General features: G+C 71.6%; 16 protein-coding genes. 6 read left to right on the top strand and 10 right to left on the bottom strand.

What is annotated here, in order from left to right; genetic code table 11:
- The first annotated feature begins 91 nt into the window (after nt 1-91).
- Nucleotides 92-754, top strand: a complete 663-nt coding sequence (nucS, locus tag N6H00_RS27265) for an endonuclease NucS (protein ID WP_030823911.1) — start codon at nt 92-94, stop codon at nt 752-754.
- Between the two features lie 217 nt (nt 755-971).
- On the opposite strand, the gene N6H00_RS27260 is transcribed toward nucS, so the two are convergent.
- From N6H00_RS27260 to N6H00_RS27245, 4 genes are all read right to left on the bottom strand, one after another.
- Entirely contained in the window at nt 972-3698 is a 2727-nt protein-coding gene (locus tag N6H00_RS27260; RefSeq protein WP_268974459.1) for an ATP-binding protein, read from the bottom strand.
- A gap of 224 nt (nt 3699-3922) precedes the next feature.
- Complete coding sequence (locus tag N6H00_RS27255; protein WP_211123629.1) at nt 3923-4246, bottom strand: STAS domain-containing protein; 324 nt, start codon at nt 4244-4246, stop codon at nt 3923-3925.
- 155 nt (nt 4247-4401) lie between these two features.
- Nucleotides 4402-5250 (bottom strand): 3-hydroxyacyl-CoA dehydrogenase family protein, encoded by an 849-nt coding sequence (locus tag N6H00_RS27250; RefSeq protein WP_268974458.1) that lies wholly within the window; start codon nt 5248-5250, stop codon nt 4402-4404.
- An 87-nt stretch (nt 5251-5337) separates the two neighbouring features.
- Nucleotides 5338-5979 carry a TetR/AcrR family transcriptional regulator gene (locus tag N6H00_RS27245; protein WP_268974457.1) on the bottom strand — a complete coding sequence of 214 codons (642 nt, stop codon included), beginning with the start codon at nt 5977-5979 and terminating at the stop codon, nt 5338-5340.
- A 79-nt stretch (nt 5980-6058) separates the two neighbouring features.
- Here N6H00_RS27245 and N6H00_RS27240 point away from each other — a divergent pair, with 79 nt between their 5' ends.
- The 3 genes from N6H00_RS27240 to N6H00_RS27230 are packed head-to-tail and all read left to right on the top strand — an operon-like array spanning nt 6059 to nt 8210.
- Nucleotides 6059-6841 (top strand): ABC transporter ATP-binding protein, encoded by a 783-nt coding sequence (locus N6H00_RS27240; protein ID WP_268974456.1) that lies wholly within the window; start codon nt 6059-6061, stop codon nt 6839-6841.
- A 17-nt stretch (nt 6842-6858) separates the two neighbouring features.
- Nucleotides 6859-7614 (top strand): ABC transporter permease, encoded by a 756-nt coding sequence (locus N6H00_RS27235; protein ID WP_268974455.1) that lies wholly within the window; start codon nt 6859-6861, stop codon nt 7612-7614.
- A 23-nt stretch (nt 7615-7637) separates the two neighbouring features.
- A complete protein-coding gene (locus tag N6H00_RS27230; protein ID WP_268974454.1) occupies nt 7638-8210 on the top strand; it encodes a cob(I)yrinic acid a,c-diamide adenosyltransferase in 573 nt (190 codons plus the stop codon).
- A 64-nt stretch (nt 8211-8274) separates the two neighbouring features.
- Here N6H00_RS27230 and N6H00_RS27225 read toward each other — a convergent pair whose 3' ends face one another.
- A complete protein-coding gene (locus N6H00_RS27225) occupies nt 8275-8826 on the bottom strand; it encodes a hypothetical protein (RefSeq protein WP_268974453.1) in 552 nt (183 codons plus the stop codon).
- Nucleotides 8827-8996: 170 nt separating this feature from the next.
- Between N6H00_RS27225 and N6H00_RS27220 the strand changes: the two genes are divergently transcribed.
- Entirely contained in the window at nt 8997-10211 is a 1215-nt protein-coding gene (locus tag N6H00_RS27220; RefSeq protein ID WP_268974452.1) for a sensor histidine kinase, read from the top strand.
- Nucleotides 10212-10234: 23 nt separating this feature from the next.
- On the top strand, nt 10235-10924 hold the full coding sequence (locus tag N6H00_RS27215; protein ID WP_268974451.1) for a response regulator: 690 nt from the start codon (nt 10235-10237) through the stop codon (nt 10922-10924).
- 32 nt (nt 10925-10956) lie between these two features.
- On the opposite strand, the gene N6H00_RS27210 is transcribed toward N6H00_RS27215, so the two are convergent.
- The 5 genes from N6H00_RS27210 to atpA all read right to left on the bottom strand — a co-directional run bounded on the left by N6H00_RS27210 (nt 10957) and on the right by atpA (nt 15966).
- The gene (locus tag N6H00_RS27210; RefSeq protein WP_268974450.1) at nt 10957-11406 is read right to left on the bottom strand and encodes a DUF2550 domain-containing protein; all 450 of its coding nucleotides are present in this window, start codon (nt 11404-11406) and stop codon (nt 10957-10959) included.
- A gap of 120 nt (nt 11407-11526) precedes the next feature.
- Entirely contained in the window at nt 11527-11904 is a 378-nt protein-coding gene (locus N6H00_RS27205) for a F0F1 ATP synthase subunit epsilon (RefSeq protein WP_268974449.1), read from the bottom strand.
- A 111-nt stretch (nt 11905-12015) separates the two neighbouring features.
- Nucleotides 12016-13470 (bottom strand): F0F1 ATP synthase subunit beta, encoded by a 1455-nt coding sequence (gene atpD / locus N6H00_RS27200; RefSeq protein ID WP_268974448.1) that lies wholly within the window; start codon nt 13468-13470, stop codon nt 12016-12018.
- Between the two features lie 5 nt (nt 13471-13475).
- A complete protein-coding gene (locus tag N6H00_RS27195) occupies nt 13476-14390 on the bottom strand; it encodes a F0F1 ATP synthase subunit gamma (RefSeq protein ID WP_268974447.1) in 915 nt (304 codons plus the stop codon).
- 4 nt (nt 14391-14394) lie between these two features.
- The gene (gene atpA / locus N6H00_RS27190) at nt 14395-15966 is read right to left on the bottom strand and encodes a F0F1 ATP synthase subunit alpha (protein WP_268974446.1); all 1572 of its coding nucleotides are present in this window, start codon (nt 15964-15966) and stop codon (nt 14395-14397) included.
- Between the last annotated feature and the right edge of the window lie 73 nt (nt 15967-16039).

Here is a 16039-nt window from a genome sequence, read left to right as displayed (position 1 = left end):
AGGAGAATGGGCACACAACCAGCCATCGCCGAAGGGGGCCATCGACGGACGAATCGCGTGAGGCGGTGGTGGTCGAGTAGCGTTGCCGACCATGCGTCTCGTCATCGCCCGGTGCTCTGTGGACTACGCCGGCCGCCTCACCGCCCACCTTCCCTCGGCACCCCGTCTGATCCTCGTCAAGGCCGACGGCAGCGTGTCCATCCACGCGGACGACAGGGCCTACAAACCCCTCAACTGGATGTCTCCGCCGTGCACGCTGAAGGAAGGCGACGGCGATGTGTGGACGGTCGTGAACAAGGCGGGCGAGAAGCTCATCATCACGATGGAGGAGATCCTCCACGACTCCTCGCACGAACTCGGCGTGGACCCCGGGCTGATCAAGGACGGGGTCGAGGCGCATCTCCAGGAGCTGCTCGCCGACCGTATCGAGACACTCGGCGATGGCTGGACGCTTATTCGGCGTGAATACCCCACTGCCATTGGCCCCGTGGACATTCTCTGCCGCGACGCGGACGGCGCGACGGTCGCCGTGGAGATCAAACGCCGTGGTGAGATCGACGGGGTCGAGCAGCTCACCCGCTATCTCGAACTTCTCAACCGGGACCCGCATCTCGCCCCGGTGAAGGGCATCTTCGCCGCCCAGGAGATCAAGCCCCAGGCCCGCGTCCTCGCCACCGACCGGGGCATCGGCTGCGTGGTGCTGGACTACGACGCGCTCCGGGGCATCGAGGACGACAAGCTCCGCCTCTTCTGACCGGCCGCTGGGGCCCGGGGCCGACGGCCCCGGGCCTTCTTCTGTCGTACGGACCCTTCCCCGGCCCCTGAGCCGACCACATCGCGCCACGGGGGCCGGGCGGGATCCGGCTCGTTCCGGCGCCTGTGGCCGCCCGGCGTCCGCCTGCGGTCCGCCCGGCGTCCGCCTGGTGTCCCGGTGCGTGTGCGTCCGGCGTCCGGCCGCGGCGGGAGCGGGGTTACGCCCCGACCGGGCCGGCGGTGGCCGAGGCCGTGTGGGTGGTGGGGGCGCTCGCGGTGTTGGAGGTGCCGTCGGTGGGGGTCGTGGTCGGGGCGGAGGTCGAGGGCGTCGGCTCGCTGGGCTGACCGGTCGGGGTCGTCGGCTTGTCCGTCGGCGGCTTGCTCGTGGGCTTCGGACGCTGGGTCGTGGGGTCCGACGACGGCGGCGAGGGCGGCTGCCCGCTGTCCGAGGGCGCGCCGCTCGTCGACGACGGGCCGCCCGACGCCGGGGACCCGCTGGGCGAGCCGCTGCTCGGCACGGACGGGGACGCGGGCGCCTGCGGCGCCCCGCTGAGGCCCGGCTGGGGGGCCTGACTGGTGCCGCTCGTGGGCTCGTCGGCGGTCGGGTCGTCGTCCCGCTGCGTGGCCGACCGGCCCGGCTTGACCTTGTCGGTGGGGGCGTCGTGGTCGTTGCCCGAGGTGGCGCCCAGGGTCACCACGGTGCCGAGCACGGCCACCAGCAGCACACCGGCGGCCGCCGCGACCACATTGCGCCGGGCACCGTGCGCCGCCAGGCGGCGCAGACCGCGCGGCTTGCCGCCGGAGAGCCCGGCGGACGACCCGGCGGAGGCGGACGCGGCGCCCGGGGCCGCCGGGGTGGCGGAAGCGGCCACCGAGGTCCGGGAGACGGCCGGGATCGCCGCCGTCGCCGCCGTGGCCGTCACCGCCGTGGTGCCCAGGGCGGCCAGCGACGTCGTCGCCGCCACCTTCGGGGTGACGATCGTGGTCTCCGTGTCGTCCGGCCCGGCGCCCGCCGCCGAGAACGCGCCCGAGGACGCACCCGCGAACGCGCCCGAGGACGTACCCGAAGGCGCACCGGAAGACGCACTCGAGGACGCCACGCCCTCGCCCGCCCCCGTACGGCCCTTGCCGCTCACCCCGAACGCCCCGGCCATCGCCGAGCCCGGCGAGCGGTCGGCGACCAGGGCCAGCGCGCGCCGGCCCGCGACCGTGCCCCGCTTGTCCGCGAGGACGCCGCGCAGCCCGATCGACGCCTCCAACTCCGCGCGGGCCCGGTCCAGATTGCCCGTGCACAGCGCGAGGACGCCCAGCTCATGGTGGAAGTACGCCTCGTCCGCGACCTGTCCCGCCAGCCGCGCGGCCTCCTGGCCGTGGCGCACCGCCCTCTCCCAGGCGCCCCAGTGCAGCGCCGCGGCGAAGGCGGGTGCGGCGGCGCGGGCGAGGCGCACGGCGGCGTCGGCGTGGCCCGCCTCGCGGCTGCCGATGAGCGCGGCCATCGCCGCGAGGATCGCGTCGGCCTCGGCGGCCACGCGCTCGGGCGCCACCGAGCGGTGGCCGGCCCACCAGGCGTAGTGCTCGGCGAGGGTGTGCGCACGCCCGGCGTCCTCGTCGGCGTAGCCCTCCTGCGCGAGGTGGGCGGTGACGCCCGCCGCCAGCCGGTAGTGCGATCCGGCCGGGGTGACGAGGCCGCAGCCGAGCAGTTCGCCGAGGGCCGCGTCCGCGTGGGTGTCCCCGGTGAGCGCGGGCAGATGGGCCCGGTGCGGGCATTCGCCGCCGAGCGCGACCGCGAACCGCAGGGCGTCGCGGGCCGTTTCGCTCAGCCGGGCGGCGAGCAGCGCGGCGGGGGACGCCGCCTCGGCGAGCGAGGGCAGCGCGGCCTCGTGGCCCTCGTCCGCCTCCGGCTCGGCGGGGGCGTCGCGCAGGGCGTCCCGCTGCCGCAGCAGCGCGCCCGCCTGCACGAAGCGCAGCGGCAGCCCCTCGGACTCGAACCACAGATCCGCCGCCCAGCTCACCTCGTCCTCCGCCAGCGGCCGCCGTGCGGCCCGCTCCAGCAGTTCGAGACCGGCCGTACGGCTGAGCCCGGAGAGGGAGACCTCCTCGAGGTGCGCGTCGGGGGACGGGTCCGGGACGTCGGGAGTGGCGGAGATCAGGAACGCGCATTCGGGGGTCGCGTCGAGGAACTCGTCCAGCGCGGTGCCGCCGAACTCGATGTCGTCGAGGACGACGACCGCGCCGATCTCCTGGACCGCGTCCAGCAGCTCCGCCCGGTCGGGCCGGTACAGCGGGGCGCTGAAGACGGCGGCGTAGAGGTCGTGGAGGAGGTCGGTGGGGGTGCGGCGGTAGCCGGAGAGGCGTACGACACCGTCGGGCGCGAGCCGCTCGCAGTCGGCGGCGACAGCCTCCAGCAGGGTGCTGCGCCCCGCGCCGGAGGGCCCGGTGACCCGCACCGAGCGGCCGCGGGCGACCAGCCGGGCGAGCCGGTCCCGCTCGTCGTCGCGCTCCAGCACCGGCAGCTCGGGTACGACGGTGCCGGACGGACGCGGCGCGGCGGCGGCGCGGCGCAACTCCTCGCGCTCGTCGGGGCCGTGGCGCTCGGGGCGGTCGGGGCGCTCTCCGGGCGGGCAGGGTTCTATCTCGCTGCCGTCCACGGGGTTGACCGTCAGCAGATGGTCACCGGTGACGATGCGCGCGGTGCGGACCGGCCCCGCGGCAGAGCCGGTGGAGGCAGCAGAGCCGGTGGAGGCGGAGGAAACCGAAGGGGCGGACGAGCCGGGCACCGGCCCGCCCGGAGGGGGCGTCGGCTCGTCTCCCGACAGCCCCGGCACACGTGCGGCGGACGGGCGCGACGACGAGCCGTCGCCGTCCGTCACAGGCGCGCCGGAGGCCCCGCCCGGCCCGGCGTCGTCGTGACCGTGCTCTTCCGGTCTGTCGTTCTTCGGGTCCATGGTCCTTGCCCCCCAGAGGCGTGGCGTGCTGTAAGGCTCCCCGGCCTGCCTTCGCTTCTGGTCCGGTGCCGCCGTAGAGAGTGCGTCCGGCGTCCACCGAACCCCGGGCCGTATGCGACGGCCTTGACCTGCTCACAGTATCCACCGCGCCGGACGGCGCCCGCGCCACCCCGGGCAACGCGCCACCCCCGCCAACGCGCCCCCGGGCAACCGGCGTACGCCGCTCAGACCCGCGGCAGCGACTCCGCCTCCAGACCGCCTTCGATCGCCAGGATGCGGTGCAGCCGGGTGGCCACCAGCAGCCGCTGCATCTGGGGCGGCACCCCGCGCAGCACGAGCCGTCTGCCCATCCGGCCGGCCCGGCGGTGCGCACCCATGATCACCCCGAGTCCGGTGGCGTCCCAGGAGTCCAGTTCGGTGAGGTCGAGAACGAGATCCCCGCCGCCGGCGTCGACGGCGGTGTGCAGGGCCGTACGGGCGTCCGCCGCGCTCCGGACGTCCAGTCGGCCCCCGACGACCAGCTCGGCGTGGTCGCCCCTGATGTGCATATGCGCTCCCCACTACGGTGCGTCGTGTCGTCAATGCGCCATTTCTGTCTACAGAACTGACTGCCTCTCATACGAGGAAGTTGCCGTCTGTAAGCGAACCGATACCGATTTCACCCGCGAGGGTGAGTTCCGGCCCTGGCGCCGCACCAGGACCCTCAGTAGCGGTAGAAGCCCTCGCCGCTCTTGCGGCCGATGTCCCCCGCATCGACCATCCGGCGCATGATCTCCGGCGGTGCGAACTTCTCGTCCTGAGACTCGGTGTAGATGTTGTCGGTGGCGTGCAGCAGGATGTCCACGCCGGTCAGATCGGCCGTCGCGAGGGGTCCCATCGCATGACCGAAGCCCAGCTTGCAGGCGGTGTCGATGTCCTCGGCCGTGGCGACCCCCGACTCGTACAGCTTCGCCGCTTCCACGACGAGCGCCGAGATGAGCCGGGTGGTGACAAAGCCCGCGACATCGCGGTTGACGACGATACAGGTCTTGCCCACGCCCTCGGCGAACTCCCGTGCGGCGGCCAGGGTTTCGTCGCTGGTCTTGTAGCCGCGGACCAGCTCGCACAGTCCCATCATCGGGACCGGCGAGAAGAAGTGGGTGCCGACGACCCGCTCCGGGCGCCGGGTGGCCGCGGCGATCTTGGTGATCGGAATGGCGGAGGTGTTCGACGCCAGGATCGCGTCGTCCTTGACCAGCTCGTCGAGGGCGCCGAAGATCTCCCGCTTGACCTCGATCTTCTCGAAGACCGCCTCCACCACGACATCGGCCTCGGCGGCGGCGTCGAGGTCGGTCGTGGTGGTGATCCGGCCCAGCGCCCGCTCGGCCTCCTCCGCCGCCAGCTTGCCCTTGGCGACGAACTTCTCGTACGAGCTCCGGATGGCGTCCGTACCGCGCCGCAGCGCCTCGTCGGTCACATCACGCAGCACCACGTCCCAGCCTGCCTGGGCGGAGACCTGCGCGATACCGGACCCCATGAGTCCGGCTCCGATGACCGCGAGCTTCTTGGCCACGACACACACCCTTCCGTTTTCGCGACAATTCGATGTGCCGGACCTTAACGCCCGTTCACCCCTGCGGGCAGCCCCTCGTAACGCGCGTCACGGTGTGTTCTTCACCGCATAGTTGAGCACCGTGTCGCTGAGGAGCGATTCCATGACGTCGACCTTACGGAGGGCGTCCTCGGCGACCTCGTCCACGCTGCCGCCCTCCGCGAGCCCGTGCTGGATGGCGCGCCGGACGGCGTTCTCCGCGCCGACGAGCTGATGGGCGATGAACTCGGGGGTCGGGTCCTGCGGCGCGGCGGCGGCCTCTTCGCGCAGCGTGCCGCCGAGCCGGTTGACCGCCCTGCCCTGGATCGTGAAGAGCCGGGCCATCAGCGTCGGCGAATCCACGATGACCTGCCGGAACCGGTCGAAGCCCGCGGTCAGCCCGACATAGGGGTGCCGTTCGCCGATGTCCTGGCGCAGCTGGTCCAGCAGCGCCCGCGCCGCCGACTGGCCGACGGCGCGCTCCCGGACGAGCCGGGAGGGGCGGTCGACGATCTCCTCCTCGCGGTCGACGAAGAGGTCCTCCTTGGCCGGGAAGTAGTTGTAGACCGTGTTGACGGAGACCTCGGCCGCCTCGGCGATCTCCGCGATCGTGACCGCCTCGAAGCCGCGCTCCATGAACAGCCCGGTCGCGACGTCCGAGATGTGCTGCCTGGTCTGCCGCTTCTTCCGCTCCCTGAGCCCTTCCGCCATGGCCTCATCCTAACTTCGCTGGGGCTCCTTGGTTTTTGGGGTCGTTGCAAAAATAGAGTCTCCCTGTTTTTCTTGTCCCATGGCAGTCATCACGACGAACGGCCTCACCCACACCTTCCGGACCAAACGCGGCCCCGTGACGGCCGTGCGCGGTATCGACCTGACCGTCGAACGCGGGGAGATCCTGGGCTTCCTCGGGCCCAACGGAGCGGGCAAGACCACCACGCTGCGGATGCTCACCACGCTGCTCCCGCCCACCGGCGGCAGCGCCACCGTGGCCGGGCACGACCTCGCCCGCGATCCGGCGGGGGTGCGCCGGCGGATCGGATACGTGGCCCAGTCCGGCGGGGTCGACCCGACCGTCTCGGTACGGGAGGAGCTGGTCACCCAGGGGCGGCTCTACCGGATGGACAAGGCCGAGGCGACCGCCCGCGCCGCGGAGCTGGCCCGGGACCTGGACCTCGCCGAGCTGCTGGACCGCCCCTGCGCCGCGCTCTCCGGCGGGCAGCGGCGGCGGCTGGACATCGCCCTCGGCCTGGTCCACCGGCCCGGGATCCTCTTCCTGGACGAGCCGACCACCGGGCTCGACCCCGGCAGCCGCGCCGACCTGTGGCAGCTGGTGCGCCGGCTGCGCGCCGAGCAGGACATGACCGTCTTCCTGACCACCCACTACCTGGACGAGGCGGAGGCCCTGTCCGACCGGCTCGTCATCGTCGACCAGGGCCTGGTGGCCGCCGAGGGCACCGCGGCGGGGCTCAAGACCGAGTACGGCGGCTCGCCGGACGCCACCCTCCAGGACGCCTTCATCGCCATCACCGGGCGCGGCGCCACCCCGCGCCACCCCGCCCCGCTCGCCGTCTGACCCCGGAAGAAGGCCCCATGCCTCAGCTCGTCTCCGACACGGCCCTGATCTTCGGCCGCTACGCCCGCCAGACGCTGCGCTCCAAGCCCGCCCTGGTCTTCGGGATGGTCCAGCCGCTGCTCTTCCTCGTCTTCTTCGGCCCGCTGCTCACCGATGTGCCGCTGGGCGGCCAGGGCAGCTCCTGGCAGACCATCGTCCCCGGCATCCTCGTCCAACTCGGGCTCTTCAGCGCCTCGTTCGCCGGGATCGGGCTGGTCTTCGAGCGGCGCACGGGCGTCATCGAGCGGATGCGGGTCACCCCGGTCAGCCGGCTGGCGCTGCTCATGGGCCGGGTGCTCAAGGACGTCGTGCAGTTGCTGGTGCAATCCCTGGTGCTGGTGTGCGTCGCCGTGGCGCTCGGGCTGCGCGCCCCGGTGCTGGGCGTGGCCATCGGCTTCGTCTTCGTCGGCGTGCTGACCGTCTCGCTCGCCTCGCTCTCGTACGCGCTGGCGATGCGGGTGGCCTCCCCGCAGGGGTTCGCGCCGGTCATCAACTCGCTCACCATGCCCGCGATGCTGCTGTCCGGGATCCTGCTGCCGATGTCGCTCGGGCCGCGCTGGCTCGACATCGCCTCGCACTTCGTGCCGTTCCGCTATCTGGTGGACGGGGTGCGGGCCGCCTTCGCCGGGGAGTACGGGGACGGGAAGATCGCGCTGGCGGCGCTGGTCGCCTCCGCGCTGGCGGTGGTGGCCGTGACCCTCGGCGCCCGGCTCTTCCGGCAGGCCGGGGCGTAGGGCCGCCGCGTAGGCTCGGCCCCATGGTCAATCTCACCCGCATCTATACGCGTACCGGGGACACGGGCACCACCGCCCTCGGCGATATGAGCCGCACCGCCAAGACCGATCCGCGGATCGCCGCGTACGCCGACGCGAACGAGGCGAACGCCGCGATCGGGGTGGCCATCGCCCTGGGCGGGCTGCCCGCCGAGATCATCAGGGTGCTGGTCCGCGTCCAGAACGACCTGTTCGACGTGGGCGCGGACCTGTCCACCCCGGTGGTGGAGAACCCCGCCCATCCCCCGCTGCGCGTGCAGCAGAGCTATGTCGACAAGCTGGAGGCGGACTGCGACCGCTACCTGGAGGGCCTGGAGAAGCTGCGCAGCTTCATCCTCCCGGGTGGCACCCCGGGCGCGGCGCTGCTGCACCAGGCGTGTACGGTGGTGCGCCGCGCCGAGCGCTCCACCTGGGCGGCGCTCGCCGAGTACGGGGACTCGATGAACGCGCTCACCGCCACCTATCTCAACCGGCTCTCGGACCTGCTGTTCATCCTGGCCCGGGTGGCCAACAAGGAGGTCGGCGACGTCCTCTGGATTCCCGGCGAGAACCGCTGAGCCCTCCCGGAACCCCTTACGCCCCGGCGCCGCGTATCGCCGGGGCCGGGGGAGGAAAACGGCTCTAGCGGGCGTTCGAGGCCGAGCGCTCCCGCTTGGGAAAGAGCGTGTAGCTGAGTGCGATGACCAGGTTGATGCCGATCAGGAACAGCATCCTCTGCTGCCAGTCGCGCAGCGAGCCGATCCGGTCGTCGTCGCCGACGTACCAGATCGCCCCCTGGAGCAGCGCGATGGCGATGGCCGCGGCCAGCCCCCAGCGGGCGGCGGTCTTCCACTCGTGGACCGTGCGTGCCATGCCGTACTTCGGCGGCTTCACCGGCGGCGGCCCGTCGAAGAAGCGGTGGGCCACCCGGGCGTCGACCCAGCGGATCGTCCGATGGCCGAGCGCGGCCGAGTAGCCGATGTAGACGGCGGCGAGACCGTGCTTCCCGTCCGGTTCGGCGCCGTTCCTCAGATCGATCACGGTCGTCACGAACAGCACCAGCTCCAGCAGCGGTTCGCACAGCAGCACCGCGGTGCTCGCCTTCGGCTTCTTCGCCACGTACCGCAGCGCCAGCCCGATGGCCAGCAGCACCCAGAAGCCGGCCTCACAGGCGACGATCAGCGCGACAACCACGGTGTTCCCCTCTCGCTCCACCCTCGTCCCCCCACCCTCCCCCGGCGATCGGGCCGCCCGCCTCGTCGGCGGCGACGAAACCCGACTGCATCCTTCGATGTACGCCGCCGCCCGGTGGGCCCGGCCCCAAGGGGGAGGCTCCCGGGCACACCGCGTGGTGTGATGAGGCCATGCCGTCCCGTCCCCGTCTCCCGCGCCCCCACCGGCACGACGTACTGATCGCCCTCGGCGGACTGCTCGGCGGTGTGCTGATGTGGGTGGCGGGGCTGCACAACAATCCGTCGTTCTTCGACGCGCCCCGGTGGCTGGGGCTGATCGGACTGGCCGTGGTCTCGGCGGCCGAAGTGCTGCGGCGGGTGGCCCCGCTCATCGCGCTGGGCGTGGGAACCGCCGCGATCGGCATGGACATCATCAGCGGCGGGCTGGCCCCGACGCTGCTGATGTACACCGACCTGATCTACGCGGCCGTCCTGTACTCCGGCCCCGTGGCCGCCCGGCGCCTGCACCGGATCTGCTGGCTCGTCACGGCGCTGGCGACCGTGGTGCCACTGGCCGTCCTCCGCGACCCCCAGTGGCTGCTGCTCGGCGCGTTCGTCGCACTGCTCACCCTCTCCCCGGCCTGGACCGGGTCCGTGGTCCGCAACCACCGTGAGCAGGCCGCGGCCGCCCGTCTGGAGGCGGAACGCATCGCCCTGCTGGCCGAGTTGGAGCGGCGGGAGGCGGTGGTCTCCGAGCGGGCCCGGATGGCGCGCGAACTCCACGACATGGTGGCCAACCACCTCTCGGCCATCGCCATCCACTCCGCCGCCGCGCTCTCCCTGAAGGACCCCGCCGCGACCGACGAGGCGCTCGGCGTCATCCGGGAGAACAGCGTGCGGGGCCTGGCCGAGATGCGCCGGCTCATCGGACTGCTGCGGGACCCCGGGGAGACGGCGGAACCGACCGCCACCTCCACGCTGGAGGCGCTCGACACCCTGCTGGAGCAGGCCCGCACCACGGCCCGCTCCGGCGGCCAGGACATCGTCCTGCGCGACGAGCGGCCGAACGGCGCCGCCCCGCTGCCCGCCCCGGTCGAACTCGCCGCGTACCGCATCGTCCAGGAGTCGCTCACCAACGCCCTCAAGCACGCCGCACCCGGCCGGGTGGACGTGACGCTGGCGCATCGCGCGGACGGTCCGCTCGAGGTCAGCGTGGTCAGCCCGTACGGCGACCGCTCCGGCCCCCGGGCACCCGGCTCCGGCACCGGGCTGATCGGGATGCGCGAGCGGGTGACCCTGCTCGGCGGCACCCTCGACGCCGGACCCGTCACCGCGCCCGGGGGCACGGTGTGGCGGGTGCGGGCCGCGCTGCCGCTGGGCGAGGAGAGCGCTCAGCGTCCGTCATGACCGTCTCGCGAACAGGAGCCGCCGTGATCCCGTCCACCCCGCCCTCCGGCACCGCGTCCGCGCCCCTTCGGGTGCTGGTCGCCGAGGACCAGGCCGCGGTGCGCTCCGGGCTGGTGCTGATCCTGCGGTCCGCCCCCGATATCGAGGTGGTCGGCGAGGCGGCCGACGGCCTCCAGGCGGTGGCGATGGCCCGTGCGCTCCGCCCCGACGTGGTGCTGATGGACGTCCAGATGCCACGGCTGGACGGGGTGTCGGCCACCCGCCAGGTGATCGCCGAACAGCTCGCCGATGTGCTGGTGCTGACCACCTTCGACCTCGACGAGTACGTCTTCGGGGCGCTGCGCGCGGGCGCCGCCGGGTTCCTGCTCAAGGACAGCGAGGCGAGCCACCTGATCGAGGCGGTCCGTACGGTGGGGCGCGGCGAGGGGCTGATCGCCCCGGCGGTCACCCGCCGGCTGATCGCGGAGTTCGCCCGGCCCCAGCCGGTCCCCTCCCCCACCGCGCCCGATCCCTCGGTGCTCGCCACGCTCACCCGGCGGGAGCGGGAGGTGCTGGCCTGTCTCGGTCAGGGGCTGTCGAACGCGCAGATCGCGGCGCGGCTGACCATGGCGGAGGCGACGGTGAAGACGCATGTCAGCCGGCTGCTGAACAAGCTGGAGCTGCGCAGCCGGGTGCAGGCCGCGGTGCTGGCCCAGGAACTCGAGGTGAGGTAGCGGAAGCGGAGACGGCCGAACGGGCGACGGCGCTACGCGACGTTGACGCGCTGGCCCGGGGGCGCGGCCTCCAGCCAGGCCAGAAAGCCGGTCAGCGCGTCCTCGCTCATGGCCAGTTCCAGCCGGATGCCGTTGTGCCGGCAGGCGAGCACCACCGCGTCGGAGAGCAGCGCCAGCTCTTCCTCGCCCTTGGGGGTGCGCCGCTCCAGCACCTCGATCGAGGCGCGCTCCAGCAGCCGCCGGGGCCGGGGCGCGTAGGAGAAGACCCGGAACCACTCGATGCGGTCACCGTTGTAGCGGGCGACCCCGTAGACCCACCCCTTGCCGCTGGGCTCGGGTTCGCTCGCGGGGGGATCCCAGCGCAGGGAACAGTCGAAGGTTCCGCCGGACCGCTGGATCAGCCGCCGCCGGAGACCGAAGACGAAGAGTCCCACCACCACCAGCGCGACGACCACGCCGCCCACAAGCAGAGCGAGGACCATCTTCACCGACCTCCTCGCGTCATCCGGAAAAACCGCACCTGCATCGCCTCAGCCGCGGACCGCTGAAGGGGAGCTCCAGCGAGGTCCGCGGCTGAGGTTTTCCGACCGTACGTGACAGGCTCAGTGCGCTCCCGCCACCGCACGCAGCCGGACGTCGGCGCGCCGCTCGGCGGCGGCGTCCGCCTCCGACTTGGCACGCTCCAGCGCCCGCTCCGCGCGCTTGACATCGATTTCGTCGGACAGCTCCGCTACCTCGGCCAGCAGTGAGAGCTTGTCGTCCGCGAACGAGATGAATCCACCGTGCACCGCGGCCACGACCGTTCCGCCGTCGACCGAACGGATGGTCACCGGGCCGGACTCCAGCACACCGAGCAGCGGCTGGTGGCCGGGCATGACGCCGATGTCACCCGATGTGGTGCGCGCGATGACCAAGGTGGCCGCACCGGACCAGACACTACGGTCCGCCGCGACCAGCTCGACGTGCAGCTCAGCAGCCAACGTGGCTCCTCGGGTCTCCCCCTGCCGGGTCGGGCAGGGCTTTCGTCACAGAATAACGGGCGTATGGAGAGGGGTGGGACCGGGCCCACCCCTCTCCCGGAGCTACCGGGCTCAGGAGACGCCCAGCTCCTTGGCCTTGGCCTTCAGGTCGTCCAGACCACCGCACATGAAGAACGCCTGCTCGGGGAAGTGGTCGAACTCACCGTCGGCGATGGCGTTGAACGCGGCGATGGACTCGTCCAGCGGCACGTCGGATCCGTCGAGACCGGTGAACTGCTTCGCCGCGTGGGTGTTCTGCGACAGGAAGCGCTCGATGCGGCGGGCGCGGAAGACGGTGAGCTTGTCCTCCTCGCCGAGCTCGTCGATGCCCAGGATGTTGATGATGTCCTGGAGGTCCTTGTACTTCTGGAGGATCGACTTCACGCGCGAGGCGCAGTCGTAGTGGTCCTGCGAGATGTACCGCGGGTCCAGGATCCGGGACGTCGAGTCCAGCGGGTCCACCGCCGGGTAGATGCCCTTCTCCGAGATCGGCCGGGAGAGCACCGTGGTCGCGTCGAGGTGCGCGAAGGTGGTCGCCGGGGCCGGGTCGGTCAGGTCGTCCGCGGGGACGTAGATCGCCTGCATGGAGGTGATCGAGTGACCGCGGGTCGAGGTGATGCGCTCCTGGAGGATGCCCATCTCGTCGGCCAGGTTCGGCTGGTAGCCCACCGCGGAGGGCATGCGGCCGAGCAGGGTCGAGACCTCGGAACCGGCCTGGGTGAAGCGGAAGATGTTGTCGATGAAGAACAGCACGTCCTGCTTCTGCACATCGCGGAAGTACTCCGCCATGGTGAGCCCCGCCAGGGCGACGCGCAGACGGGTGCCCGGGGGCTCGTCCATCTGGCCGAAGACCAGCGCGGTCTGCGGGAGCACGCCGGACTCGGCCATCTCCTCGATCAGGTCGTTGCCCTCACGGGTGCGCTCACCGACACCGGCGAACACGGAAACGCCCTCGTGCAGCTTGGCCACACGCATGATCATTTCCTGGATGAGCACGGTCTTGCCGACGCCGGCGCCGCCGAACAGACCGATCTTGCCGCCCTTGACGTACGGGGTCAGCAGGTCGACGACCTTCAGGCCGGTCTCGAACATCTCGGTCTTGGACTCGAGCTGGTCGAAGGCCGGGGCCTTGCGGTGGATGGACCAGCGCTCGGTGACCTCGGACTCGGCCTCGGGCTCGTTGAGGATCTCGCCCAGGGTGTTGAACACGCGGCCCTTGGTGACATCGCCGACCGGCACGGTGATGCCGTCGCCGGTGTCGGTCACCGCGGCCTGGCGGACCAGGCCGTCGGTGGGCTGCATGGAGATGGCGCGGACCAGGCCCTCGCCCAGGTGCTGGGCGACCTCGAGGGTCAGGGTCTTCTTCGCACCCTCCTGCGAGGGGTCGGAGACCTCGACGGTCAGCGCGTTGTAGATGTCCGGCATCGCGTCGACGGGGAACTCCACGTCGACGACCGGGCCGATGACCCGCGCGACGCGGCCAGCGGCCACGCCAGCAGGAGCGGTCGGCTCAACAGTGGTGGTCATAGTTGTCAGTCACTCCCCGCGGAGGCGTCGGCCAGAGCGCTCGCGCCACCGACGATCTCGCTGATTTCCTGGGTGATGTCGGCCTGGCGGGCCGCGTTGGCAAGCCGCGTGAGCGACTTGATGAGCTCTTCGGCATTGTCGGTCGCCGACTTCATCGCCCGCCGGGTCGCCGCGTGCTTGGAGGCGGCGGCCTGGAGCAGGGCGTTGTAGATGCGCGACTCGACGTACCGGGGCAGCAGGGCGTCCAGTACGTCCTCGGCCGACGGCTCGAACTCGAAGAGCGGAAGGATCTCGCCCTTCTTCTCCTGCTCCGCCGCGGTCCCCTCGAGGCTGAGCGGCAGCAGCCGGTCCTGGACCGGGGTCTGCGTCAGCATCGAGACGAACTCGGTGAACACGATGTGCAGCTCGTCGACCCCGCCCTCGGCGGTCTCCTTGAGCACGGCCTCGATCAGCGGGGCCGCGATCTTCTTGGCGTCCGCGTAGGTGGGGTTGTCGGTGAAGCCGCTCCAGGACTCCGTGACCTTGCGCTCACGGAAGCTGTAGTAGGCCACGCCCTTGCGGCCGACGATGTAGGTGTCGACCTCCTTGCCCTCCCCCGTGAGCCGCTCGGTGAGCTGCTCGGCCGCCTTGATGACGTTGGAGGAGTAGCCGCCCGCGAGACCGCGGTCGCTCGTGACGAGCAGGACCGCGGCACGGGTCGGGTTCTCGGTCTCCGTGGTCAGCGCGTGCTGGGTGGTGGAGCCCTTGGCGACCGCGCCCACCGCCCGGGTGAGCTCGGTGGCGTACGGAGTCGACGCGGCCACCTGGCGCTGCGCCTTGACGACGCGCGAGGCGGCGATCATCTCCATTGCCTTGGTGATCTTCTTGGTCGCGGAGACGGACTTGATCCGCCTCTTGTAGACCCTGAGCTGGGCACCCATGGGCTCAGTCCTCGCCCAGCAGCTTGCCGCCCGAGGTCTCGAACTGCCGCTTGAAGGAGTCGACGGCCTCGCTCAGCGCCTGGATCGTGTCGTCGGACATCTTGCCGCCCTCGACGATGCTGGTCAGCAGGCCCTTCTGGTCACGGTGCAGGTAGTCCAGCAGCTCCCGCTCGAAGCGGCGGATGTCCTCGACGGGCACGTCGTCCATCTTGCCCGTGGTGCCGGCCCAGATGGACACGATCTCGTCCTCGGTGGAGAACGGGGCGTACTGCGACTGCTTCAGCAGCTCGACCATGCGCGCACCGCGCTCCAGCGACGCCTTGGAGGCCGCGTCCAGGTCCGAACCGAAGGCGGCGAACGCCTCGAGCTCGCGGTACTGGGCGAGGTCCACGCGGAGCCGGCCGGAGACCTGGCGCATCGCCTTGTGCTGAGCCGAACCACCGACTCGGGAGACCGAGATACCGACGTTCAGGGCCGGCCGCTGACCGGCGTTGAACAGGTCGGACTCCAGGAAGCACTGACCGTCGGTGATGGAGATGACGTTGGTCGGGATGAACGCCGACACGTCGTTGGCCTTGGTCTCGACGATCGGCAGACCGGTCATCGAACCGGAGCCCATCTCGTCGGAGAGCTTGGCGCAGCGCTCCAGCAGCCGGGAGTGCAGGTAGAAGACGTCGCCCGGGTAGGCCTCACGGCCCGGCGGGCGGCGCAGCAGCAGCGACACGGCGCGGTAGGCGTCGGCCTGCTTGGACAGGTCGTCGAAGACGATCAGAACGTGCTTGCCCTGGTACATCCAGTGCTGGCCGATGGCCGAGCCGGTGTAGGGGGCGAGGTACTTGAAGCCCGCCGGGTCCGACGCCGGGGCGGCGACGATCGTGGTGTACTCCAGGGCGCCGGCCTCCTCCAGCGCGGCGCGCACGCCGGCGATGGTGGAGCCCTTCTGGCCGATGGCGACGTAGATGCAGCGGACCTGCTTCTTCGGGTCGCCGGAGCGCCAGTTGTCACGCTGGTTGATGATCGTGTCGACGCACAGCGCGGTCTTGCCGGTCTGCCGGTCGCCGATGATCAGCTGACGCTGGCCGCGGCCGATCGGGGTCATCGCGTCGACGGCCTTGTAGCCGGTCTCCATCGGCTCGTGCACCGACTTGCGCTGCATGACCGTGGGGGCCTGCAGTTCGAGGGCGCGGCGGCCGTCGGTCTCGATCTCGCCGAGGCCGTCGATCGGGGCACCCAGCGGGTCGACCACGCGGCCGAGGTAGCCCTCGCCGACGGCGACCGAGAGGACCTCGCCGGTGCGGTGCACCTGCTGGCCCTCCTCGATGCCGCTGAACTCACCGAGGACGACCGCACCGATCTCGCGCTCCTCGAGGTTGAGGGCGAGGCCGAGGGTGCCGTCCTCGAACTTCAGCAGTTCGTTCGCCATGGCCGAGGGAAGACCCTCGACCTTCGCGATGCCGTCGCCGGCAACGCTGACCGTACCGACCTCCTCGCGCGAGGCCGCGTCCGGCTTGTACGCCTGGACAAAGTTCTCCAGTGCGTCCCGGATCTCCTCCGGCCGGATCGTGAGCTCCGCCATCTGGGTTCCCTGCTCTCCTTGTTGGGCCCGAAGTATCTGACTACGGCCCAACTCGGGCCGCTTACATGCTTGT

Origin of the sequence: Streptomyces sp. S465, from assembly GCF_026898115.1 — a bacterium.
GTDB classification, from domain to species: Bacteria; Actinomycetota; Actinomycetes; order Streptomycetales; family Streptomycetaceae; genus Streptomyces; species Streptomyces luomodiensis.
This window is presented reverse-complemented; position numbering and strand designations above follow the sequence as displayed.